The sequence below is a fragment of the Nocardioides sp. GXQ0305 genome (assembly GCF_050880345.1).
Taxonomy (GTDB): Bacteria; Actinomycetota; Actinomycetes; order Propionibacteriales; family Nocardioidaceae; genus Nocardioides.
This window is the reverse complement of the sequence record NZ_JBNYXG010000004.1, coordinates 94,396-117,859: the sequence shown is the minus strand read 5'-3', so window position 1 is coordinate 117,859 and position 23,464 is coordinate 94,396. Positions and strand designations below refer to the sequence as shown.

Sequence of the window (23,464 nt, the reverse complement as noted above, 5' to 3'; positions counted from 1 at the left end):
CCCTCCTCCTGCCGGGCTCAGTGAGCGATGAAGACGTTCTTCTCCTCGGTGAACGCCTGCGGCGCGTCGGGACCGAGCTCGCGACCCAGGCCCGACTGCTTGTAGCCGCCGAACGGCGTCCAGTACCGCACCGAGGCGTGGGAATTGACCGAGAGGTTGCCGGCCTCGACCGCCCGGGCGACCCGCAGCGCCCGGCCGAGGTCGCGGGTGTACACCGACCCCGACAGGCCGTACTCGGTGTCGTTGGCCCGCGCCACGGCGTCCGCCTCGTCGTCGAACGGCATCACCGCGACGACGGGACCGAACACCTCCTCGCGCCAGATCCGCTCCGCGGGGTCGGCCGAGGTCACCACCGTGGGGGCGACCCAGAAGCCGTCGCCGCCGGGAGCGCTGCCGGAGAACGCCACCTCGGCGTCGTCGAGGAAGCCCAGCACCCGGTCCCGCTGGCCGGCCGAGATCAGTGGCCCCATCTCGCTGGCCTCGTCGGCGGGGTCGAGCACCCGCAGCGCGGCGACGGCGGGCTCCATCAGGCCCAGGAACTCGTCGTACGCCGACCGCTCGACCAGGATCCGGGAGCGCGCGCAGCAGTCCTGGCCGGCGTTGTCGAACACGGCGTACGGCGCTGCTGCCGCGGCTGCGGGGAGGTCGGCGTCGGCGAAGACGATGTTCGCGCTCTTCCCGCCCAGCTCGAGGGTCACCCGCTTCACCTGCTCGGCGCAGCCCGCCATCACCCGCTTGCCGACCTCCGTGGAACCGGTGAAGCAGACCTTGCGCACCAGGGGGTGGGTGACGAAGCGCTCGCCGACCACCGAGCCCTTGCCGGGCAGCACCGTCAGCACGTGCTCCGGCAGCCCGGCCTCCAGCGCCAGCTCCCCGATCCGGATCGCCGTCATCGGCGTGAGCTCGGCGGGCTTGAGCACCACGGTGTTGCCGGCGGCCAGCGCGGGGGCGAGGCCCCAGCCCGCGATCGGCATCGGGAAGTTCCAGGGCACGATGATCCCGACCACCCCCAGCGGCTCGTGGAAGGTGAGGTCGGTCCCCCCGGCGACGGGGATCTGCCGCCCGGACAGCCGCTCGGGGGCGCCGGCGTAGTAGTGGAGGCAGTCGCGGACGTTGCCGGCCTCCCAGCGCGAGTTCGCCCAGGTGTGGCCGGCGTTGCGCACCTCGAGCCCCGCGAGCTCCTCGACGTGGGCGTCGACCACGTCGGCGAACCGACGGAGCAGGGTGGCCCGCTCGCCGGGCGCGACGCCTCGCCAGGCCGCGAAGGCCTCGTGGCTGCGCTCGATGGCGGCGTCGGTCTCGTCGAGGCCGGTGGCGGGGACCTCGGCGACGGGGGTGGCGGTGGCCGGGTTGAGGACGGTGTGCACCCCGCTCATCACAGCCTCTCGAACCCGCGTCGCAGCTCCCAGTCGGTGACGGCGGCCCGGAAGGCGGCCAGCTCGACGTCGGCCATGTTGACGTAGTGGTCGACCACGTCGTCGCCCAGGGCCTCGCGGGCGACCGCCGAACCCGCGAACGCCTCGCGCGCGGCGGCCATCGTGTCGGGGACCCGCTCCTTGTCCGAGGTGTAGGCGTTGCCGACCAGCTCGCTCTCGAGCGGGAGCCCGTGCTCGATGCCGTGGAGGCCGCCGGCGATCATGGCGGCCAGCGCCAGGTACGGGTTGACGTCGGCACCGGGGAGCCGGTTCTCCATCCGGGCCGCGGCACCCTCGCCGACCAGTCGCACCGCGCACGTCCGGTTGTCCAGGCCCCAGGCGATCGCTGTCGGGGCGAAGGAACCCTCGGCGAACCGCTTGTAGGAGTTGATGTTGGGGGCGTACATCAGCGTGAAGTCCGCAGTGGTCGCGAGCACCCCCGCCACGAACTGGTCGTAGAGGCTGCTGCGGGTCCCGGCCTCCTCGTCCCAGAAGACGAGGTCGCCGTCGTCGCCGCGGAGGGAGAGGTGGATGTGGCACGAGCTGCCCTCGCGCTCGTCGTACTTCGCCATGAACGTGATCGCCCTGCCCTGCTGGGCGGCGATCTCCTTCGCGGAGTTCTTGTAGACGACGTGGTTGTCCGCGGTGGTCAGCGCGTCGGCGTACAGGAAGCCGATCTCGTGCTGCCCGAAGTTGCACTCGCCCTTGGCACCCTCCACGTCGAGCCCGGCGTCGTACATGTGGTTGCGGATGGCGCGCAGCAGCGGCTCGGCCCGGGTGGTGCCGAGGATCGAGTAGTCGACGTTGTACTGGTTGACCGGCGTCAGGCCGCGGTAGCCGCTGTCGTGGGCCTGCTCGTAGGAGGTGTCGAAGGCGATGAACTCCAGCTCGGTCCCGGCCATGGCGACCCAGCCGCGCTCGGCGAGCCGGTCGAGCTGGCGCTGCAGCACGGCACGGGGCGACTGGACCACGCGCGTGTGGTCGGTCCACTCCAGGTCGCACTGCACCAGGGCGGTGGCCGGGAGGTGCGTGAGGCGGCGGATCGTCTGCTCGTCGAGCACGAACTCCATGTCGCCGTAGCCCCGCTCCCACGAGGAGATGGCGTAGCCGTCGACGGTGTTCATCTCCACGTCGACCGCGAGCAGGTAGTTGCAGCCCTCGGTGCCGTGACCCGCGACGTGGTCGGCGAAGTACCGACCGTGCAGTCGCTTGCCCTGCAGCCTGCCCTGCATGTCGGTGAACGCGACCACCACGGTGTCGACCGTGCCGTCGTCGATCTCGGCCAGCAGGTCCTCGAGGGTGAGGTGCCGGTCGTTGCGTAGCGGCATCGGTGCTCCTCTGGTCAGCCCACCAGGCCCCGGAGCAGGGCGGCGGTGTCGTCGCAGTGCTGCTCCATGGCCGTGAAGGCGCGGTCGGGCCGGCCGGCCAGCACGGCACGGACGACCGCCGCGTGCTGCCCGTCGGAGTGGGTGATGTTGGCGTCCAGGACAGGGATCGCGAGCAGCATCTCGTGGAGCTCGGCCTGCACCGAGGTGATGGCCTGCACCACCCGCGGCGATTCGGTGACGCTGGCGAGGGTCAGGTGGAACCGCGAGTCGGCCTGCCGGTGGTGGGCCGCACGGGCGGCGGCCGCCACGTCGGCGTGCGCCGTCTCGAGCTGGTCGCGCAGCTCGGCGGTGAGGTCGCCGTCGGCGGCACGCTGCGCCGCCAGGGCCGCGGCCCCCGGCTCGACGATCCGGCGGAAGGTCAGGGCTTCGTGCCACGAGCGCCGGCGGGCTGCGGAGATCCGTGAGGCGGCCCGTCCCGAGGGTGAGCGCGGACGCAGGGTGACCACAGTGCCGCCACCCCTGCCGCGGGTGGTCTGCACGAGGCCGGCCTCGCGCAGCGCCGCCATCGCCTCGCGCAGCGTCGCGCGGGACACGTCGAGCAACGGCGCGAGCTCACGCTCGGGCGGCAGGGTGGAGCCGCGGGGGTAGACGCCGAGCCGGATCGCGGTGCCGAGCTGCTCGACGCAGGACTCGAAGGCGTGGTGCCCCCGCACCGGCCGCAGCACCGTCTCGGAGAGCTGCGGTGCGGGGCGGGCGGACATGGAGCCATCTTTGGATCGAGGGCGGTCGGTGTCAACGCGCCGAGACCACAAAGGTCCGAACTCAGACCAATTTTCGTCGCCCCTCTCGACACCCGGTCGCGAACGGGTCTACCTTCCGAGAGGGGTTTACCGAGGGGAGTCATCGTGGCCGACGGGACGACGCAGCGCAGGCCGGGTGGTGGGGTCACCTACACGCACGCGGCCGAGGGGTACTTCGAGAAGCGGCAGCTCCAGCGCGCCGCAGGGTTCTGGGGCCTGTGGGGCATCGGCGTCGCCGCCGTCATCTCCGGAGACTTCTCCGGGTGGAACTTCGGCATCGGCGAGGCCGGCTGGGGAGGCCTGCTCGTCGCCAGCCTGGTCATCGTCGCGATGTACTTCGGCATGCTCTTCTCCATCGGGGAGATGGCCGCAGCCATGCCGCACACCGGCGGCGCCTACTCGTTCGCCCGTGCCTCCATGGGGCCCTGGGGCGGATTCATCACGGGTCTCGCCGAGACCATCGAGTACGTCTTCACCACCGGCGTCATCGTGCTGTTCTCCGCGGGGTACGCGAACGCCGCCACCGACCAACTCTTCGGGCTCGACCTCTCCGACAACATGTGGATCTGGTGGCTCGTCCTGTACGTCGCCTTCGTGGCGCTCAACAGTGCCGGGGCGGAGCTGTCGTTCAAGTTCGCCATCGCCGTCGCGGTGGTCTCCATCGGCATCCTCGTGCTGTTCGCCGTGCTGGCGCTGGCCAACGGGGCGGTCGACTTCGGGAACCTGCTGGACATCGAGCCGGAGGCCGGCAACAGCACGTTCCTGCCGTTCGGCTGGGAGGGCGTCCTCTACGCGCTGCCGTTCGCGATGTGGTTCTTCCTCGGCATCGAGGAGCTGCCGCTCGCCGCCGAGGAGGCGCACGACCCCGCCACCGACATCCCGCGTGCCGGGATCATCGGCCTGCTGACCCTGGTCGGCACCGGCGCCCTGGTGCTCTTCCTCAACCCCGCGGTCACCGGGTCCGAGGCGATCGGCGCGTCCGGCGAGCCGCTGCTGGACGGCTTCCGCGCCTTCCTCTCCGACGACTGGGCGGCGATCCTCTCGCTGTTCGCCCTGATCGGCCTGCTGGCCAGCCTGCAGGGGATCATGTTCGCCTACGGCCGCAACATGTACTCCCTCTCACGCGCCGGCTACTACCCGAAGGCGTTGTCGGTGACGGGCAGCCGGAAGACCCCGGTGGCCGCCCTGGTGGCCGGTGCCGTGTTCGGCTTCCTGGTGCTGCTCCTGGTCGACTTCCTCGCCTCGCAGAGCGACGACCTGGCCGACACGGCGAACGCGATCGTGCTCAACATCGCGGTCTGGGGCGCCGTGCTCGCCTACCTGCTGCAGATGGTCTCCTTCGTGCTGCTCCGCCGGAAGTTCCCGAACGCCGTGCGCCCGTACCGCAGCCCCACCGGGGTGGCAGGTGCGGTCGTGGCAGGCGTGATCGCGACGGTGACGTTCATCGGGTTGTTCCTCAACCCCGACTTCCGGGAGGCGATCATCGCCATCGCGGTCGTCTACGCGATCGCGCTGGTCCTGTTCGGCGTGTTCGGGCGGCACCGGCTGGTGCTCTCGCCCGAGGAGGAGTACGCGATGAGCGGTGGGCTGCACCGCGACCCCTCCGTCGAGCACTACGGGTCGGACCTCGAGGGGGAGCTCCCGCCGGAGGACTTCACCGCCAACTGACGCGGGGCGTGCCCCGCACTCAGTCGCCGGCGTGGGTGCGGGGCTCCACCACAGGGTCGGAGGCGTCCGAGGCGGCGTTACCGGGCTGCGCGCCGGGGCCACCGTGGTCGCCGCCGGCGCGGACCGCCTCCTCGATCTGCTTCCCGGTATCGGGGTCGACCCGCTTCCAGTACTCGAAGGCGCGCTCGAGCACGTCGCCCTCCACGCCGCCGAGCAGGTGTCCGGACACGGTCTTGACGAACACCGCGCGCTGCTCGTCGGTCCACACCTCGCGCACGAGTGCGCCGGCCTGGGAGAAGTCGTCGTCCTCGGGACGCCTGGTGTAGGCCTGGCGCACCATCGCGCCGTCGGTCTCCCAGCCGTCCGCGACCTCGCCCACCTCGTCGGCGTACCCGCGCCCGAACGAGTTCGGGGCGTAGACCGGGTCGTCCGAGCGGTGCTCGTAGGCCATCGGACCGTCCTGGGTGTAGGTGTTCACCTCCACCCGTGGCCGGTTCACCGGGAGCTGCAGGTAGTTGGCGCCGATCCGGTGCCGGTGGGTGTCGGCGTACGCGAATGCGCGACCCAGCAGCATCTTGTCCGGCGAGAAGCCGATGCCGGGCACCAGGGCAGAGGGTTCGAACGCCGCCTGCTCGACCTGGGCGAAGAAGTTCTCCGGGTTGCGGTCCAGCGTCATCCTCCCGACCTCGACCAGCGGGTAGTCGGCGTGCGGCCACACCTTGGTGAGGTCGAAGGGGTTGATCCGGTAGGTCTTGGCGTCGTCGTACGGCATCAGCTGCACCGACATCGTCCAGCTCGGGTAGTCCTGGTGCGCGATCGCGTCGTAGAGGTCGCGGCGGTGGAAGTCGGCGTCCTCGCCGGCGATGCGGGTGGCCGCGTCGTCGGTGAGTCCCTCGACCCCCTGGTCGCTGTGGAAGTGGTACTTGACCCAGTGCTTCTCGCCGGCCTCGTTGATCCACAGGTAGGTGTGGGAGCCGTAGCCGTTCATGTGCCGGTAGGTCCGCGGGATGCCGCGGTCGCCCATCAGGTAGGTCACCTGGTGCGCCGACTCGGGGTTGAGCGTCCAGAAGTCCCACTGCATGTTGTTGTCGCGCAGTCCGGACCCGCCCCGGCGCTTCTGGCTGCGGATGAAGTGGGGGAACTTCATCGTGTCGCGGATGAAGAAGATCGGGGTGTTGTTGCCCACGAGGTCGTAGTTGCCCTCGGTCGTGTAGAACTTCAGCGCGAAGCCGCGCGGGTCGCGCCAGGTGTCGGGGGAGCCCTGCTCGCCGGCGACGGTCGAGAAGCGCGCCAGCATCTCGGTCCGCACGCCCGGCTGGAACAGGGCCGCCCTGGTGTACGCCGAGACGTCCCCCGTGGTCTCGAACACGCCGAACGCGCCGGAGCCCTTGGCGTGGACGTTGCGCTCGGGCACCCGCTCGCGGTTGAAGTGGGCCATCTGGTTCAGGAAGTGGACGTCGTGGAGCAGGATCGGCCCGTCCGGACCCACGGTGAGCGAGTTGCGGTCGCTCGGGGCGGGCGCACCGGTGTCGGTGGTGGAGCCGATCCGGGCCTCGTCGCTGGGTCCGGTGGCCACGGTGCTGTCGTCCGGGGGCTGCGGCAGGTCGGTCATGGGGCCTCCTCGAGTGGCGGATGACGTCCCCACCAACCAACCAGCCAGTCTGGAACAGGTCAAGAATGCTTTCGGGTGGTCCGCGGCCCTACCAAATTCGGAGGAACTTCGCTGCGGAAATGTGAACAGTCAAGTAAAGGTTCGGCCCGGCGGCGTGACTTCCTGGTCGAATGACCGTTCAATGCTGTGGCGGCGCCGTGGGGGCGTCGCGACACAACAAGTTGGGGCCGGGGGGGTCCGTGCCCCAGGGGGGAATGCACCCATGGGTTCAGTTAAGCCTGCCCGCGTCCTGGTGACCGCGCTTCTCATGGTGGTCGTGGGCCTGGTGACCGCGTCACCGGCCTCGGCACACCACCCGCTCGTCAGCGGTGTGGCGGTCTGCGACGAGGAGACCGGCCTGTTCGACATCACGTGGTCGATCGGCAACTCCGAGCGAGACAAGGTGATGACCTACACCACGGACCGCGGGTTCAGCGGCACCGTCGGTGCGGGCGCCGCGCCGGTGACGCACACCGAGAACGACGTGAAGCACGGCACCTACACGATGAGGGTCGACGCGTCCTGGCCGAACGGGGTCACGGCGTCGAAGACGGCGACCGTCAAGACGCCCGGCTACTGCGAGAAGCCCGACGTGAAGGTGACGCCCGCGGGATTCGACGTCCAGCCGCCGACCTGTGACACCGACGGTGTGGGCACCATCCCGTCGCAGCCGCAGGGCGTGTCGGTGACCCCGGAGCCGGGGACCTACGGTCCGGGCACCTACGACGTCGTCTTCACCGCCCAGCAGGGGTTCGTGCTCGACGGCAACCCCTCGGGGACGATGACCGTGCTGGGGGCCACCGGCTACCAGTCGACCAACCCGGAGGCGCCGTGCTACCAGCCGCCCGAGCCGGAGACGAAGGTGGAGCCGCGCAGTGACCGGCGATCCGACTGCGTCGACGTCGAGCGCCGCACCTGGGAGGTCGTGTACGAGCAGGACGAGACCACCGGCGACTGGGTCCGGACCGGCATCCAGAACGACAGCGGCTGGGTGCACGTGCGCAACCTGACCCTGAAGGAGCAGGTCGCCCGCGGGTGCATCGATGTCGAGGGGAAGCAGAAGAAGAAGAAGGCCGAGGTCTCCTCACCCGCGGCCCCGGCCCCGGCCTCGACGCCGGCTCCGTCCGGCACCGCCTCGTCGGTGCCGACCGCGGTCGACGCGGGGATCTGATCCCAGCGGAGGAGCGTCCACCTGCCCCGCGGTGGACGCTCCTCCTCATGTCCCGAGGGGACATGGGGGTCGAGGAGCCGGCTGCCCACAGTCCGGCTCCCCGGGCAACCCGCCGCCCTCGCGGGGCGGACGGGACGGGGTGATGACTAGGTGCGGTCGCCGAGGTTGAGGACGACGTAGGCCCGGCCGTCGCCGGCAACCCGGACGCCGACGCCGGCCCAGGTGGCGCGGCGCTTCAGGAGGACCCGACGGTGGGGCGGGGACTGCAGCCAGGCGCGGACCGCCGTGCTCGGCCGGAGCCCCGCGCCGCTGACCAGGTTCTCGCCGACCCAGCTGATGTCGCAGCCGTCCAGCACGCTCCCGAGGTGGCGGTGCACGAGCTCACCGGACCGCTTGAGGCGCTGGGACCAGCGCTCGGCGTACCGGTCGACGCAGGTCTGGAAGACCCGGACCTGCGGGAGGTCCCGGCGGGCCCGCACCCGGTTGATGCGGACGAGGACCCGGTCCTCGAACTCGTCGAGGTCGGACGAGGGGTCGAAGGACTCCGCGGTCCGGGGTACCCAGGTCGCCGCCGAGGCGGGCAGGGCCGCGACGACGAGTCCGGCCGTCACGGCCAGGGACACCGTCGTCGCGAGGACAAGGCGTGCGGCGGTACGCATGGTTGGGGGGCTCCGTCTTCGGTTGTCACGGCCGCGGGGCCGTCGGGGGGCGGTGCGGTGGCCCGGGGAGGCCACCTGCTGCCGGGGGAGCAGCGCCGGCGGGGGGTGCCGGACCCCCATGGTCCCGCGCCGGCGTCCCGGGCGGCAATAGTCCCTCGGTGTCATCCGGGGATGTCCCATCGTCCAGCACCGGGGGCCGCCTACACTCGCGGCAGCGAAGGGGGAGACGTGGAGACTCTGGGCCGGCACCGCTCGTGGCTGCTCGCGCTGCTGGGCGCGCTCGTGGTCGTGGTGGGCGTCGTGGTGTGGCTCGGCGGGCAGGACGGCACCGCCGAGGAGCCGCGGCGCGCCGTGGAGGAGCCGTCGGCGGCGCCGCGCACCAGCGACAGCGAGGTGGTCGCCGGCAACCGGATCCCGCAGGCCGAACGGGTGCCGCGGCAGCCGGGTGACCCGCTCCGGATCCGGATCCCCGACCTCGACGTCGACGCCCCCGTGGTCCCGATCGCGGCGCCGGGTGGGGTGCTCACGCCGCCCGCGGACCCCCAGGTCCTCGGCTGGTGGGCCGACGGTGCGCGGCCGGGCGAGCAGCAGGGCTCCGCCCTGCTCACCGGCCACACCGTCAGCACCGGTGGTGGCGCGCTCGACGACCTGGAGGAGCTCACCGAGGGTGACGCGATCAGGGTGCGCTCGGCGCGCACCGAGACGCCCTACGCCGTCGACACGGTCCAGATCCTCGACAAGGGCGACCTCGCCGTCCGGGCCGAGAAGCTCTTCGACCAGCAGGTGGCCGGGCGACTCGTGGTGGTCACCTGCGAGGACTGGGACGGCGAGGAGTACCTCAGCAACGTCGTCGTCACCGCCAGCCCCGCCAGGGCCCGGTAGCCGCGCGGCTCAGTGCTGGTAGGTGCCGTGCACGATCGCGCGGCCGAGGGTCTTGAAGACCAGGTTGAAGCTCATCACCGCATTGGAGGCGTCGGCGTCGATGCCGAGGGAGTCCTCGCCGACGGCGTGGACGACGAAGAAGTAGCGGTGGGGCTGGTCGTTCGGCGGGGGAGCGGCGCCCATGAACCCCGCCTCGCCACCGTCGTTGCGGAGCATGAAGGCGCTGCCCGGCAGCGAGGCCCCGGGCGCGCCGGCCCCGGCGGCCAGCGACGTGGTGTCGGCCGGGAGGTCGACCACGGCCCAGTGCCAGAAGCCGCTGGGCGTGGGGGCGTCCGGGTCGAAGCAGGTCACGGTGAACGACCTGGTGCCCTCCGGGGCGCCCGACCACGACAGCTGCGGAGAGGTGTTGCCCTCCGCGGCCACCTGGGCGCCGGAGAGGGGCTGGCCGTCGGTCACGTCGTCGCTGGTGACGGTGAACGACGGGACGGCGGGGAGCAGGTCGTAGGGGTTGGGGGTGACAGGGCGGTCCAAGGGGTTGTCCACAGTCATGACGCCGACCCTACCCACGCCGCCGGTCGGGGAGAATGCCTCGGGTGGACCCCACCAGCCATCCGCCGTACCCCGTCGGGCTGCGCCTCGCCGGCCGCCGCGTCGTCGTGGTGGGGGGCGGGTCCGTCGCCCAGCGACGGGTCCCCGTCCTGATCGAGGCGGGAGCCCGGGTCGTGGTCGTCTCGCCGCAGGTCACCCCGGCCCTGGAGGGGATGGCCGACGAGGTCACCCTGGTGCTCCGGGAGTTCGTGGAGGACGACCTCGACGGCGCGTGGTACGCCATCGCGGCCACCGACGCCCCTGCGGTGAACGCCCGGGTCCTGGCAGCGGCGGACGAGCGTCGGATCTTCTGCGTCCGCGCCGACGACGCCCGCGAGGCCTCGGCGTGGACGATGGCGTCGGGTCGGCACGGGCAGGTGACGGTGGCGGTCCTCGGCAACCGGGAACCCCGCCAGTCGGCCGCACTCCGCGACGACATCGTCGAGGCGCTCCGCGACGGCCGGCTGACCACCACGGGCGCCCTCGACCACGCGCCGGGCGTCGTGCTCGTGGGCGGTGGACCCGGCGACCCCGGCCTGGTCACGGTCGCCGCCCGCCAGGCCCTCGCGTCGGCCGACGTCGTGGTCGCCGACCGGCTGGCGCCGCGGGCCCTGCTCGACGAGCTCGGCGCCGACGTCGAGCTGGTCGACGTCGCCAAGCTGCCGCGCGGTCGGGCCGCGCGGCAGGACCAGATCAACGAGCTGCTGGTCGCCCGGGCCCGCGCCGGCCAGCGTGTGGTGCGGTTCAAGGGTGGGGACGGGTTCGTGTTCGGGCGGGGCTTCGAGGAGGTGCTGGCCTGCCGCGAGGCCGGGGTCCCCGTGAGCGTCGTCCCGGGCCTTCCGAGCCCGGTCGCCGTGGCCGGCGCGGCCGGCATCCCGCTGACCCACCGGGGCGTGGCCCACGACTTCGCCGTCGTCTCGGGCCACCTCCCGCCCGGCCACCCCGACTCGCTCGTGAGCTGGGAGGCGCTCGCGGGCCTGGACGGCACCCTGGTGCTGATGATGGCCGTCGACAACGCCGCCGCGATCGCCGACGCCCTGGTCGCCCACGGGCGACGCCCGGAGACGCCGGTCGCGGTGGTCTCCGACGGGACCATGCCCGACGAGCGGACGCTGCTCGCGACGCTCGGGAGCCTCGGCGAGCGGATCGAGGCGGACGGCGTGCGGCCGCCGGCCATCATCGTCGTCGGCGACGTCGTCGGCGTGGCCCGGCCCGACGCGTTCGCACCGGAGGTGTGATGGCGGTCGTCATCGAGGTCGAGGACCCGGGCGACCCCCGGTTGGCCGACTACCGCGACCTGCGCGACGTCCAGCTCCGGCGACACCTCGAGAGCGCCGAGGGACTCTTCCTCGCCGAGGGCGAGAAGGTCGTGCGCCGGGCGGTCGAGGCCGGCCACGGCCCACGCTCGTTCCTGATGGCACCGCGGTGGCTCGACGGGCTGGCCGACGTCCTCGACCGCACCGACGCACCCTGCTACGTGGTCTCGGAGGCCCTGGCGGAGGAGGTGACCGGCTTCCACGTCCACCGCGGGGCGCTCGCCTCCCTGCACCGGCGCCCGTTGCCGGCGGTCGACGACGTGCTCGCCGGCGCGCGCTCGGTGCTGGTGCTCGAGGACCTGGTCGACCACACCAACGTGGGCGCTGTGTTCCGGTCGGGAGCAGCGCTCGGCTTCGACGCCGTGCTCCTCTCGCCCCGCTGCGCCGACCCGCTCTACCGGCGGGCCGTCAAGGTGGGCATGGGTGCCGTGTTCACGCTGCCCTGGACCCGGCTCCCGGACTGGCGGGAGGCCCTGCCCGACCTCTCGCGACGTGGCTTCACCACCGTCGCCCTCACGCTGGCGCAGGATGCGGTGCCGGTCGAGGACGCCGTGGCCGGGGTCGACCACCTCGCCCTGGTGCTCGGGTCGGAGGGCCACGGCCTCTCCGGACGCTGGCAGGAGGGAGCCGACCGCCGGGCGGTCATCCCCATGCAGGCGGGCATCGACTCGCTCAACGTGGCGGCGGCCTCCGCGGTGGCGTGCTACGTGGCAGCCCGCCGCTGACGTCCGCCTGGCGGACACCCGGTCACGAAACGGTCACGGGCGCGGGCACGGGTCGGCGGACCGTTGACTCCGGCAAGGATTGTCACTAGGAACGGCCTGGCAGTGTTCTCGTGGGCGTCTCGGGTCCCCGACCCCCCGCGCACATCGACATGGGGAGAAGAAGACGTGATCCGTCGTTCCATCGCAGTGTCCGCCGTCGCCGTCCTGACGCTGGGCCTGGTCCCCGCCGCGACCGCGGCGCCGGGACAGCCCTCACCCGACGACCGGAAGCGCCCGGCCCTCACGGCCGAGCCCGCCACCCTCGCGACCTCCGAGAAGGGCACCGTGCTCGAGCTCGGAGAGAAGGCAGGCCGAGAGCTCTACCTCGTCCAGCTCGAGGAGGCGGCCGTTCCCGCCTACACCGGCGGGGTGAAGGGCCTGGCGCCCGTCCGGGCGGCAGGGCGGAGCTTCTCCCCGGACGCCGCCCGCGAGCAGGCCTACCGGGAGCACGTCGTCGACGCGCAGGCCGACCTGCGTCGCGACATCGCGGAGGTCACCGGCCGGGCCGCGCAGGTGCGGTTCTCCTACACCGACGCGCTCAACGGCCTCGCGGTGTCGCTCACCCGCGACGAGGCCCGCCGGGTCTCCGAGGTGGACGGTGTGGCGGCCGTCCAGGTCGACGAGAAGCGTCAGCTCCAGACCGATCGCGGACCGGAGTGGATCGGCGCGCCCTCCATCTGGGACGGGTCGGCCACGCCCTCGGGGGAGGGGAACCGCGGCGAGGGCATCGTCGCCGGCATCCTCGACTCCGGCATCAACCCCGCGAACCCGTCCTTCGCCGACACCGTCGACCCCGTCGACGGGGGTGACGGCTACGACCACGAGAACCCGCTGGGTCCTGACACCTACCTGGGCGTCTGCGACCCGGACTCCGACGTCTTCATCGCCGACTGGGGCTGCAACGACAAGCTGATCGGCGCCTGGGACTTCGCTCCCGACGACGGCGCCAACCCCTACGACAGCGACGGCCACGGCACCCACACCGCCTCGACCACGGCGGGCAACCAGGTCGACGCGACCACCTATGCAGCCGAGGGCACCGAGCACGAGTTCTCGGCGACCCGGAACATCAAGGGCGTCGCGCCGCACGCGAACGTCATCGCCTACGACGTCTGCTCCGGCGGCTGCCCGATGTCGGCGATCGTCGCCGGCATCGACCAGGCGATCGCCGACGAGGTCGACGTCATCAACTACTCCATCGGCAGCTCGGCGCCCTCCAACGTCTGGAGCGACCCCGACGGCCTCGGCTTCCTCAACGCCCGGGCCGCCGGCATCCACGTCGCGACCTCCGCCGGCAACGACGGTCCGGGCGCCGAGACGGTCGGCTCGCCCGCCGACGTCCCGTGGATCACCTCGGTGGGAGCCACCCAGCACGACCGGCAGTGGCAGGCGAGCGTCCAGGACATCACCGCCGACGGCGACGAGACCTACCCCGACGTCGAGGGCCTGGCCTTCGCCGACGCGACAGACGGCTCCTTCCCGCTGGTCTATGCCGGAGACATCGGCGACCCTCTCTGCCAGGCCGGTGAGCTGGACGCCGCCGACGTGACCGGCAACATCATCGTGTGCGACCGCGGCGTGACCGGCCGGGTCGAGAAGGGCGAGGTCGTTGCCGACCTCGGGGCCGAGGGCATGATCCTCGCCAACGACGAAGCGAGCGGTGACTCGCTCAACGCCGACCCGCATGCGCTGCCCGCCGTCCACATCACCTACGACGACGGCGTGGCCCTCAAGGAGTGGATGGCGGGTGTGGAGGGCGAGCAGGCCTCGCTCTCCGGCGGCCAGGAGCACATCGGCGACGACGTCGCCGACATCATGGCCGGCTTCTCCAGCCGCGGCCCCAACCGGGCGATCGACATGATCAGCCCGAGCCTGTCCGCGCCCGGCGTCGACATCCTCGCCGGCAACGGCGTCGACAACGAGGTGTCGTGGGGCTTCATCTCCGGTACGTCGATGGCCAGCCCCCACGTCGCGGGCTCGTTGGCCCTGATCGCGGCCGAGCACCCCGACTGGAGCCCGGCCGAGGCGCAGTCGGCGCTGATGACCACGTCCGTCACCGAGATCACCGACACCGACGGCTCGCCGGCCGACTGGTTCGACATGGGCTCCGGTCGGGTCGACCTCACCGAGGCCGCCGACGCGGGCCTGGTGCTCGACGAGACCGAGGCCGACTACCTGGCCGCCGACCCGACGGCGGGGGGTGACGTCAAGGAGCTCAACACGGCCAGCATGGCCGACAGCCAGTGCCTGGAGACCTGCACCTGGACCCGCACCGTGACGGCCACCGGGACCGGCGCCGGAGAGTGGACGGCCGCGGGGTCGGGGGTCACCGATGGCATAGAGCTGTCGGTCGAGCCGGCCACCTTCACCCTGGCCGAGGGCGAGTCGCAGGAGATCACGGTCACCGCCGACGTGACGGGCTCGTCCACCGAGGACTACCAGAGCGGCACGGTGGTGCTCACCCCGGCCGACGGCTCGGAGGCGTCCCCGGCCCACCTGCCCGTGGCTGCGCTCCCGTCGACCGGCGTGATCCCGGCCGAGATCGCCATCGACACCCGCCGTGACGCCGGTTCCCAGGAGTCCGAGCCGATCGAGGCCGTCGAGGTCACCGATCTCGACATCCAGGCCCACGGGCTGGTCCCCGCCGCGGTGCAGGAGCTCTCGGTCCCCGAGGACTCGACCAACCCCGACCCCTACGACGGCAACGGCACCGAGGTCGTGACCGTCGACGTCCCCGAGGGCGCGACCCGGTTCGTCGCCAACCTGCGCAACGCCACCGCTCCTGACTTCGACCTGTACGTCGGCCGGGGAGAGGTGAGCGCCGAGAACGAGGTGGCCAACAGCGCCTCGGGCGGGTCCGACGAGAGCGTCGACATCCCGCTCGGTGACGGCGACGCAGGCGAGTGGTGGATCCTGGTGCAGAACTGGGACGCCAGCACTCCCGGTGGCACCGACACGGTCGACCTCGAGCACGTGGTGGTCAGCGGCGACGAGGGCAACCTGCGCGCCGAGGGCCCGGACAGCCAGCCGGCCGGTGATCCGTTCACCATCCGGGCGTTCTGGGACGAGGAGGAGATGGACGCGGGCGAGACCTGGTACGGCTCGCTGACCCTCGACACGGCTCCTGGCGGCACGGAGATCGGCACCATCCCGGTGACCGTCAACCGCCTCCAGGACGACGTCACCAAGGAGGTGGACGTCGAGTCCGCCGCCCCGGGCGACACCCTCACCTACACGGTCGAGGTGCAGCCCAATGTGACACCCGAGGACCTCACCTACACCTTCGAGGACACCCTCCCCGAGGGCACCACCTACGTCGAGGGCTCCGGCCCCGAGGGCGCCACCGTCGACGACGGGGTCCTGACGTGGGAGACGACCATGCCGACCGGGGTCGGGGTGCAGGGCGACTACGACATCACCACCAGCGCCGACGACGACTCGTGCGTCAACCCGCTCACCGGGGACGCGTCGTACTTCGACGTGCATCAGATCGACGACTTCCGTGACGCCGACGTGTTCGGTGACGGTACGGCCTGGACCTTTGCCCAGGGCACGGAGCTCGGCTTCTTCGGCGACACGTACCCCGGCATGAGCTTCACGGACGACGGGTTCCTGGTCTACGGAGTCGACGACAACTACGGCGGTGACCCGGCGACGCCTCAGACGTTGCCCGACGCCGCGCTGCCGAACAATCTGGCGGCCTTCCTGTGGCAGGACATGCAGATCGTCTACGACGCCGGTTCGCAGGCGGGCGCCAGCCTGGTGAGCCTCGACGAGGGAGCGGGCGCACTGGTGCAGCTCGACGACCTGCGGCAGGCCGACGACCCGACGGGAGCGGAGGGCCTGTACGACGTCCAGGCGATGCAGTTCGAGGACGACCCCACCATCTACGTGGCCTACGGTCCCACGAGCGGTCCACTGACCAACGTCACGATCGGTGCGGAGAACGCGACCGGGGACACCGCTGAGGCGCTGGTCAACGCGGGCGACGGCAGCGGCGTCGTGGCTGAGAACACGGTGATGTGCATGACCTACACGGGTCCGGACCTCGACGCTGCGGAGTTCACCTACGAGGTGACGGTCGACGACGACGTCAGCAACGGCGACACGCTGACCAACTCGCTCGTCCACGTCACCGACGACCCCGGGGCCGAAGACGTGACGGTCAGCCGCGACGTGACCGTCGAGGGCGCCCAGGAGGACGCAGCCGTGTCCGTGCGCAAGGTCCGCGACGCGAAGGAGCCGAGGCGCAAGGGCATCCTCAGCTTCCGGCGTCCGGCCTCGGCGGTGGGCGAGCGACTGGTCGTCGACTACGACGTCGCGGGCAACGCCCGTCCCGGCCGCGACTACCGCCGCCTCGACGGGCGGGTGACCTTCAAGCCCAACCAGCGCACCACCCGTGAGCTGGTGAAGCCGATCAACCGCAGGGGCCGCCAGTCGGTCAAGCGCGTGGTCGTCCGGATCGTCAACGGCGACGGCTACACCGCTGGGCAGCCGCGGGTCGCCCGGGTGCGGATCCTGGACAAGAAGGCCAGGGGCTGACCCACGCCCTACGCCGGACGGCCGGTCGCCCCGCGGGGTGGCCGGCCGTCCGGCCGTCCGGCGTGGAACCATCGGGACGGCCCGCCCGTCCCAACCCCATGACTCACTCGGGAGGTCGTCACGTGCTGCGCCGACTCCGCCCCGTCCTCGCCGGTCTGTGTGCCACGCTGGTGCTCGCCTCGTGCGGAGGCACCGACGACACGACCGCGCGGGACGACAGCGGCGGAGAGGAGGAGACCGTGAGCCCTGGTCCCTCGACGTCACCCGGCTCCGGGTCGCCGGCCGAGCAGGCGGTGGCCGACCTGGCCCGGCGGCTCGACGTCGCCGAGGACGAGGTCGTCGTGGAGGCCCAGGAGGAGGTCACCTGGAACGACGGCAGCCTCGGCTGTGCGGAGAAGGGGACGATGTACACCCAGGCCCTGGTCGACGGCAGCCGGATCACGCTGCGCGTGGGGGAGCAGACCTACGAGTACCACGCCGGCGGCAAGCGGGCACCGTTCCTGTGCGAGGACCCGACGCAGTGACTCACCCGGCGGGTGTGACCGCGGGCCAGTCGTCGGGGTAGTCCTCGACGGCCGCGTCGTGCTCCTTCTGGAGCCGCTTGCGGGCCTTGGTGGCGAGCCGGTCGCCGAACACCGTGCCCCGGGTGTGGTCGGTCTCGTGCTGCAGGCACCGCGCGAGCAGCCCGTCGCCGCTGAACGCCACCGGCTCGCCGTCGACACCGGTGCCGGTCACCCGCGCGCTGTCCGGCCGCGCCAGCTGCGTGAACGCGCCGGGGAAGGACAGGCAGCCCTCGTCCTCCTCCTCGAGGCGACGGTCCTTGCCCTCGGGGAGCTCGAGCTCGGGGTTGCACACGACACCCACGGTGCGCTCCCCGGTCGAGTCGGGGCAGTCGAAGACGAAGACCGCGAGGTCGACGCCGATCTGGCACGCCGCCAGGCCGACGCCGTCGGCGGCGTACATGGTGGCCACCATGTCGGCGACCAGCGCGTGCAGGTCGTCGTCGTAGGCCTCGACGCGTGCCTGGGGGCGGTGCATGACGGGGGTGCCCCACCGGGTGATCGGCCGGACGGAACCGCCGTCGGGGAGCGGCCCGTGGGGGGTGTGCTCCGGTGGCGTCGAGGGGTCGGGCATGGCCGAGATCCTAGGGGTGGCCCGCGGCGCCCGTGTGACGGGGCACACCGGCGCGGGCGGTGGCCGCGGGTGTAACTCGGAGTTACATTATCGGCATGTCCCTCACCAGGAACCTCAGGCCCGGCGGCAGGTTCGGGCTCGCCCGCGGGGAGGCCCGGGACCCCATCGGGCTGGCCGTGGCTGCCCTGAACCGGGTGGCCCAGAGCGACCTGATCGACCGGGTCGGGCTGCGCCGGCAGGCCGAGCAGGCGGTCTTCACGGTGACCCGGAGCGGGTTCCGCACCGTCACCACGGCCGCGCGCACCTTCCGCCGGTCGGGCTCGCCGGGCGCGGACGGCGTCCGGGTCCGGGCGGCGCCGAGGTCCGGGGTGTTCGACCTGACGCCCACCGACGACGAGCAGATGCTGGTCGACCTCGTCGGCGAGTACGCCGCGGAGGTGCTGCGCCCGGCTGCCGCCGCGGCCGACGACGCCTGCGCCTCGCCGGCCGACGTGCTGGCGTCCGGCCAGGAGATCGGGCTCCCGCTGCTCGGCGTGCCGGAGTCGCTCGGCGGCATCAGCGAGGAGCGGTCGGCGATGGCCGGGACGCTCGTCGCCGAGGCCCTCGCTCACGGCGACATGGGCCTGGCCGTCGCCGGGCTGGCGCCTGGCGCAGTGGCCACGGCTCTCTCGCTGTGGGGCACCGAGCAGCAGCAGGCGACGTACCTGCCGGCGTTCACCGGCGACGACGTCCCGGCGGCGGCGCTCGCGCTGAACGAGCCGCGGCCGCTGTTCGACGTCCTCGCGCCCGCGACGACCGCACGTCGCGAGGGCGGCGGGTTCGTCCTCGACGGGCTCAAGTCGCAGGTGGTGCGGGGCGCCGACGCCGAGCTGTTCGTCGTCGGGGCCTCCCTCGACGGCTCGCCCGCGCTGTTCCTCGTGGAGGGCGGCAGCGAGGGCCTCACCGTGGAGGGGGATCCCGCGATGGGGCTGCGGGCCGCCTCGATGACCCGGCTCGCGCTCGACGGGGTGCGGGTCCCGGCCGAGGCGCTGCTCGGCGCGACCGACGGATCGACGCACCGCGAGTGCGTACGGCTGTCGCGGCTCGCGTGGTGCGCGCTCGCGGTCGGCACCGGCCGGGCCGTGCTCGACTACGTGACGCCGTACGTCAAGGAGCGCGAGGCGTTCGGCGAGCCGATCGCGCACCGGCAGTCGGTCGCCTTCATGGTCGCCGACATGGCGATCGAGCTGCAGGCCATGCGGCTGGTGACGTGGAAGGCGGCGTCGCGGGCGGCGGCCGGCAAGGAGTTCGCGCGCGAGGTCGCGCTGGCCCGGCAGCTGTGCGCCGAGAAGGGCATGCGGATCGGCCTCGACGGCGTCCAGCTGCTCGGGGGCCACGGCTACGTGAAGGAGCACCCGGTGGAGCGGTGGTACCGCGACCTCAGGGCGATCGGCGTGATGGAAGGGAGCGTGATGGTCTGATGCCCATCCACCTCGACGACCCGAAGAAGCTGCGGACGCTGCGCGACCAGGCCCACCAGGTCGCGATGAACATGCTGCGCCCGATCTCGCGCAAGTACGACCGCGACGAGCACGCCTACCCCAAGGAGCTCGACATGCTCGCCGCGATGATCGACGGGCTGGCCGAGTCGGGGGCCTCGTCGGGCGCCGGCGCCTCCGGCGTACGCCGCGACGAGAGGCCGGACGGCGACCGCGGGGTGCGCAACGGCGCCAACCTCGCGTCGGTGATGTCGATCGCCGAGATGTGCTGGGGCGACGTGGGACTGCTGCTGTCGATGCCCCGGCAAGGCCTCGGCAACTCCGCGATCGCCTCGGTCGCCGACGAGGAGCAGCTGGCCCGGTTCGACGGAACCTGGGCGGCGATGGCGATCACCGAGCCCGGGACCGGCTCGGACTCCGCGAGCATCCGCACCACTGCGGTGCTCGACGGCGACCACTACGTGCTCAACGGCGAGAAGATCTACGTCACCTCCGGCGAGCGGGCCGACAGCGTCGTCGTGTGGGCGACGCTCGACCGCAGCCTCGGCCGGGCGGCCATCAAGTCGTTCGTGGTGGAAAAGGGCACGCCCGGCATGGTCGTGGAGCGGCTGGAGCACAAGCTCGGCATCCGCGCCTCCGACACTGCGGCGATCACGTTCACCGACTGCCGGGTCCCGAAGGAGAATCTCCTCGGCTCGCCCGACCTCGACACCGGACGTTCGGCGGGGCAGGGCTTCGCGGGAGCGATGGCCACCTTCGACAACACCCGGCCCCTGGTCGCGGCCATGGCGGTCGGCGTCGCGAAGGCCGCGCTCGACCTCACCCGCGACCTGCTCGCCGAGGTCGGCGTCGAGGTCGACCCCGACTGGCCCGGGCTGCTCCAGCACGCCGCCGCCGCCCGCTTCCTGCAGCTCGAGGCCGACTGGGAGGGCGCACGGCTGCTCACCCTCCAGGCGGCCTGGCTGGCCGACAACGGCACGCCCAACTCGCTGGAGGCCTCGATGGCCAAGGCCAAGGCCGGCCGCGTCGGGTCCGACGTCACGCTGGCGTGCGTCGAGCTGTGCGGCACCCTCGGCTACTCGGAGACCGAGCTGCTCGAGAAGTGGTCGCGCGACTCCAAGATCCTCGACATCTTCGAGGGGACCCAGCAGATCCAGCAGCTGATCGTCGCCCGCCGGGTGCTGGGCCTCTCGAGCGCCGAGCTGAAGTAGCTACACGCCGACGATGCCGTGGCCGGGCCGGACCGGCAGCTTCGCGCCCGGCGCGCTGCGACGTACGGGCTGCCGGCGCTGCGGCCTCGGGTTCGTGCGAGCGAGGCCGGCGGCGTTGCGGGCGACGGCCCTCGCGACGTCGGCCGGTGAGGGCTCCGTACGGCGCGTCGCGGCCGCGGGGGCCGGGGCCGGCTCGGTGGGCGTCACCGGGCGGGACGGGGGAGCCGCACCGGGCGGCGTACTGCTCCGCGTGGGCCGTCGCTCCGAGATCCGCATCGTCACCTCGCGCGCCACGGTGAGCGCGGTGCGGCCGGCGGTGGCGCCGGTCCGCCGGGCGAGGGTCCTGAACGTTGCGAGCGCGGTGCGGTGGTCCACGGGGGCTCCCTTCGACACGGAGATTCTGGATCCCCGCAGTCAAGGACGAGGGACGCCACTCCGTCAATGGAGCGGCGTCCCTCGGCGTGGCGAGCCGTGGGTCCGACCGGGATCGGTCAGGAGACCGACCGGAACGGGTCGTGCTCGCTGAGGATCTTGTCGACCCGCGCCTGGTCGAGACGGGCGTAGACCGACTGGTTCTCCTGGGCGTCCCGGACGCACTTGGCGAGGGTGAACGCCGACGTCGTGAGGTAGAGGGTGCCGAGCCCGAGGAAGGCGCGGACCCACGGCTCGACGGGGAGGTAGAGGGCCGCGAAGACCATCGCGAGGAGCGCCACCGCGAAGGAGATGCCGGCCTGGGCGAAGAAGGCGTTGGTGTTCTTGGAAGAGGTGTTGGGAGTCGTCATGCGGAGAGCGTGTCGCGGACCGGCGCCGGCCGGACCCGCGCCGGTACCCGGATCGGACTGGGTACCCGTACCCGTGTGGTCCGATGGGGCGCATGAGGCTCTACGCGCAGACACCGGCCCGGGCCACCCGCCAGGTGGCCGCCGACCTGTTCCTCGTGCTGTGGCTGCTCGGGTGGACGTGGGCCGGGCTCGCCGTGCACGACGCCACCCTCGAGCTCGCGGCGCCGGGTGAGCAGCTGGCCGCGTCGGCCACCGGGATGTCCGGCGCGATGCAGGACGCCGGCGGCGCCCTCGACGACGTCCCGGTGGTCGGCGACGAGGTCCGGGCACCCTTCGACGAGGCCTCGGGCGCCGCGGACCGGCTGGCCGAGGTGGGGCGGGACCAGGTGCGGGCCGTGGAACAGCTCGCGGTCGTGCTCGGCCTGGCGGTCGCGGCGGTGCCGATCCTGCTCGGCTGCCTCATCCACGTCCCGCGCCGGGTGCGGTTCGTACGGCGAGCCTCCGCCGGCGCCCGGTTCGTCGACGCCGGGGAGGACCTCGACCTGTTCGCGCTCCGGGCGCTCGCCCACCAGCCCCTGCACGTGCTGGCCCGGATCAGCGACGACCCCGCAGGGGCGTGGCGACGCGGCGACCGTGAGGTCACCGACCGCCTCGCCGAGCTGGAGCTGCGCGCCAGCGGGCTGCGGCCGCCGGGACCCGTGGTCCGCCGGTCCGTTGCCGACGGTCCGGCATAGTGGCCGCATGGCCCGACGCAGACGCCGTGACCAGATCGTCGAGGTGCTCGGCGACGCCTTCGCCCCCCTGATGCGGGCCGACCCGAAGGCCTTCCGTGCGAAGTACCGCAAGATGGCGGCCGACCCGCACGCCTTCTACCGGGGCAGCGCCTGCCTCTACTACGCGGACGTGACCGTCGAGGACGACCCGTTCACCGACGAGCGGAGCGGCCGGATCTGGATCCACGGCGACCTCCACGTCGAGAACTTCGGGACCTACCTCAACTCCGACGGCCGGCTCGTCTTCGACGTCAACGACTTCGACGAGGCCTACCTGGGACGCTTCACCTGGGACCTGCAGCGGTTCGCCGCCTCACTGGCGCTGGTCGGCTGGCAGAAGGCGCTGCCCGAGGACGACGTGCGCCGGCTGATCGGGCGCTTCGTGCGGGCCTACCTGTCCCAGGTCGACCAGTACCGCGCCACCGAGGACGACGACTTCGCGCTGCACCTCGACAACAGCTCGGGCCCGATCCACCAGGCCCTGCGCAGCGCCCGGCTGCGCCGCCGGGCCGACCTGCTCGACGGGGTGACCACGGTGCGTGACGGCGTACGCCGGTTCGCCGACGACGACTCGGTCCGGAGGCTCGGCCGCTCCGAGCGGGCCAAGGTGGTCAAGGCGTTCGAGGGGTACCTGGACACGATCCCCGACGACAAGCGCTTCGACCGGGAGCTCTTCTACGACCTGCGCGACGTCGTGGGGAAGACCGGCTTCGGGATCGGCAGCGCCGGGCTGCCGGCGTTCAACCTGCTGGTCGAGGGCTACAGCCAGGCGCTGGACAACGACGTCGTGCTCTCGATGAAGCAGGCCAACGTGCCGGCGGTCAGCCGGTTCGTCGACTCCGACGACGTCGAGGCCTACTTCGAGAGCGAGGGGCACCGCACCGTGGTCAGCCAGCGGGCGCTGCAGGTGCACACCGACCCGCTGCTCGGCCACACCACGATCGACGGGGTCGGCTTCGTGGTCGCGGAGGTCTCGCCGTACGAGGTCGACCTGGACTGGTCGGGCCTGACCGAGCCCGACGACATCCGGGCCGTGGTCGACCTGCTGGGCCGGGCGACGGCGAAGATCCACTGCGCCTCGGACGAGGACAGCGAGCAGGACCTGGTCGACTTCCAGGTCGAGGACGCGATCGCCTCCTCGCTCGAGGGACGACGCCGCGAGTTCACGTCGTGGCTGACCGACTGGGGCCTGGCGTACAGCGACCGGGTGCGCGAGGACCACGCCCACTTCGTCGCCGCCTTCCGCGAGGGCGACGTCGGCGTCTCCGCCACCTGAGCCGGCGCCTGAGGACCGGGGCGACG

The 23,464-nt window shown here is 72.3% G+C and carries 20 protein-coding genes; 11 read left to right on the top strand and 9 right to left on the bottom strand.

What is annotated here, in order from left to right; all coding sequences use genetic code 11:
* Positions 1-17: 17 nt before the first annotated feature.
* Genes ACQ1X7_RS12100 through ACQ1X7_RS12090 form a run of 3 tightly spaced genes read right to left on the bottom strand, consistent with a single transcriptional unit; the run spans position 18 to position 3,504 of the window.
* Positions 18-1,376, bottom strand: coding sequence for an aldehyde dehydrogenase family protein (locus tag ACQ1X7_RS12100; protein ID WP_432478455.1), 1,359 nt, complete (start codon positions 1,374-1,376; stop codon positions 18-20).
* Positions 1,376-2,743: a glutamine synthetase family protein gene (locus tag ACQ1X7_RS12095; protein WP_432478454.1), complete on the bottom strand. Its 1,368-nt coding sequence runs from the start codon at positions 2,741-2,743 to the stop codon at positions 1,376-1,378. The genes ACQ1X7_RS12100 and ACQ1X7_RS12095 overlap by 1 nt, the downstream gene beginning before the upstream one ends.
* 14 nt (positions 2,744-2,757) lie before the next feature.
* Positions 2,758-3,504, bottom strand: a complete 747-nt coding sequence (locus ACQ1X7_RS12090; protein ID WP_432478453.1) for a FadR/GntR family transcriptional regulator — start codon at positions 3,502-3,504, stop codon at positions 2,758-2,760.
* A 144-nt stretch (positions 3,505-3,648) separates the two neighbouring features.
* Here ACQ1X7_RS12090 and ACQ1X7_RS12085 point away from each other — a divergent pair, with 144 nt between their 5' ends.
* Positions 3,649-5,211, top strand: coding sequence for an amino acid permease (locus tag ACQ1X7_RS12085; RefSeq protein ID WP_432478452.1), 1,563 nt, complete (start codon positions 3,649-3,651; stop codon positions 5,209-5,211).
* 19 nt (positions 5,212-5,230) lie between these two features.
* On the opposite strand, the gene ACQ1X7_RS12080 is transcribed toward ACQ1X7_RS12085, so the two are convergent.
* Positions 5,231-6,823: a catalase gene (locus ACQ1X7_RS12080; protein WP_432478451.1), complete on the bottom strand. Its 1,593-nt coding sequence runs from the start codon at positions 6,821-6,823 to the stop codon at positions 5,231-5,233.
* A 292-nt stretch (positions 6,824-7,115) separates the two neighbouring features.
* On the opposite strand from ACQ1X7_RS12080, the gene ACQ1X7_RS12075 reads away from it, so the two are divergent.
* Positions 7,116-8,033: a hypothetical protein gene (locus ACQ1X7_RS12075; protein ID WP_432478450.1), complete on the top strand. Its 918-nt coding sequence runs from the start codon at positions 7,116-7,118 to the stop codon at positions 8,031-8,033.
* 146 nt (positions 8,034-8,179) lie between these two features.
* Here the strand turns inward: ACQ1X7_RS12075 and ACQ1X7_RS12070 are convergent, their stop codons facing one another.
* Entirely contained in the window at positions 8,180-8,692 is a 513-nt protein-coding gene (locus tag ACQ1X7_RS12070; RefSeq protein WP_432478449.1) for a CAP domain-containing protein, read from the bottom strand.
* 228 nt (positions 8,693-8,920) lie between these two features.
* Here ACQ1X7_RS12070 and ACQ1X7_RS12065 point away from each other — a divergent pair, with 228 nt between their 5' ends.
* A complete protein-coding gene (locus ACQ1X7_RS12065; protein WP_432478448.1) occupies positions 8,921-9,574 on the top strand; it encodes a class F sortase in 654 nt (217 codons plus the stop codon).
* Between the two features lie 9 nt (positions 9,575-9,583).
* Here the strand turns inward: ACQ1X7_RS12065 and ACQ1X7_RS12060 are convergent, their stop codons facing one another.
* Complete coding sequence (locus tag ACQ1X7_RS12060) at positions 9,584-10,123, bottom strand: YbhB/YbcL family Raf kinase inhibitor-like protein (RefSeq protein WP_432478447.1); 540 nt, start codon at positions 10,121-10,123, stop codon at positions 9,584-9,586.
* 35 nt (positions 10,124-10,158) lie between these two features.
* Here ACQ1X7_RS12060 and cobA point away from each other — a divergent pair, with 35 nt between their 5' ends.
* The 4 genes from cobA (at position 10,159) to ACQ1X7_RS12040 (ending at position 17,308) form a co-directional block, all read left to right on the top strand.
* Entirely contained in the window at positions 10,159-11,400 is a 1,242-nt protein-coding gene (gene cobA / locus ACQ1X7_RS12055; protein WP_432478446.1) for a uroporphyrinogen-III C-methyltransferase, read from the top strand.
* Positions 11,400-12,203, top strand: coding sequence for a TrmH family RNA methyltransferase (locus tag ACQ1X7_RS12050; protein ID WP_432478445.1), 804 nt, complete (start codon positions 11,400-11,402; stop codon positions 12,201-12,203). The genes cobA and ACQ1X7_RS12050 overlap by 1 nt, the downstream gene beginning before the upstream one ends.
* A 165-nt stretch (positions 12,204-12,368) precedes the next feature.
* The gene (locus ACQ1X7_RS12045; RefSeq protein WP_432478444.1) at positions 12,369-16,784 is read left to right on the top strand and encodes a S8 family serine peptidase; all 4,416 of its coding nucleotides are present in this window, start codon (positions 12,369-12,371) and stop codon (positions 16,782-16,784) included.
* A 239-nt stretch (positions 16,785-17,023) separates the two neighbouring features.
* Positions 17,024-17,308, top strand: a complete 285-nt coding sequence (locus ACQ1X7_RS12040) for a hypothetical protein (RefSeq protein ID WP_432478443.1) — start codon at positions 17,024-17,026, stop codon at positions 17,306-17,308.
* A gap of 1 nt (position 17,309) precedes the next feature.
* Here the strand turns inward: ACQ1X7_RS12040 and def are convergent, their stop codons facing one another.
* Positions 17,310-17,918 carry a peptide deformylase gene (def, locus tag ACQ1X7_RS12035; protein ID WP_432478442.1) on the bottom strand — a complete coding sequence of 203 codons (609 nt, stop codon included), beginning with the start codon at positions 17,916-17,918 and terminating at the stop codon, positions 17,310-17,312.
* Between the two features lie 95 nt (positions 17,919-18,013).
* Between def and ACQ1X7_RS12030 the strand changes: the two genes are divergently transcribed.
* Positions 18,014-19,378, top strand: coding sequence for an acyl-CoA dehydrogenase family protein (locus ACQ1X7_RS12030; protein WP_432478441.1), 1,365 nt, complete (start codon positions 18,014-18,016; stop codon positions 19,376-19,378).
* On the top strand, positions 19,378-20,607 hold the full coding sequence (locus ACQ1X7_RS12025; protein ID WP_432478440.1) for an acyl-CoA dehydrogenase family protein: 1,230 nt from the start codon (positions 19,378-19,380) through the stop codon (positions 20,605-20,607). The genes ACQ1X7_RS12030 and ACQ1X7_RS12025 overlap by 1 nt, the downstream gene beginning before the upstream one ends.
* Here ACQ1X7_RS12025 and ACQ1X7_RS12020 read toward each other — a convergent pair whose 3' ends face one another.
* Both ACQ1X7_RS12020 and ACQ1X7_RS12015 read right to left on the bottom strand, forming a co-directional pair.
* Positions 20,608-20,982, bottom strand: coding sequence for a hypothetical protein (locus ACQ1X7_RS12020; protein WP_432478439.1), 375 nt, complete (start codon positions 20,980-20,982; stop codon positions 20,608-20,610). It abuts the gene before it with no gap.
* A gap of 116 nt (positions 20,983-21,098) precedes the next feature.
* The gene (locus ACQ1X7_RS12015; protein ID WP_432478438.1) at positions 21,099-21,389 is read right to left on the bottom strand and encodes a YiaA/YiaB family inner membrane protein; all 291 of its coding nucleotides are present in this window, start codon (positions 21,387-21,389) and stop codon (positions 21,099-21,101) included.
* A gap of 92 nt (positions 21,390-21,481) precedes the next feature.
* Here ACQ1X7_RS12015 and ACQ1X7_RS12010 point away from each other — a divergent pair, with 92 nt between their 5' ends.
* Together ACQ1X7_RS12010 and ACQ1X7_RS12005 are read left to right on the top strand one after the other, a co-directional pair.
* Entirely contained in the window at positions 21,482-22,123 is a 642-nt protein-coding gene (locus ACQ1X7_RS12010; RefSeq protein WP_432478437.1) for a hypothetical protein, read from the top strand.
* A 7-nt stretch (positions 22,124-22,130) separates the two neighbouring features.
* Complete coding sequence (locus ACQ1X7_RS12005) at positions 22,131-23,438, top strand: DUF2252 domain-containing protein (RefSeq protein WP_432478436.1); 1,308 nt, start codon at positions 22,131-22,133, stop codon at positions 23,436-23,438.
* Positions 23,439-23,464: the final 26 nt, after the last annotated feature.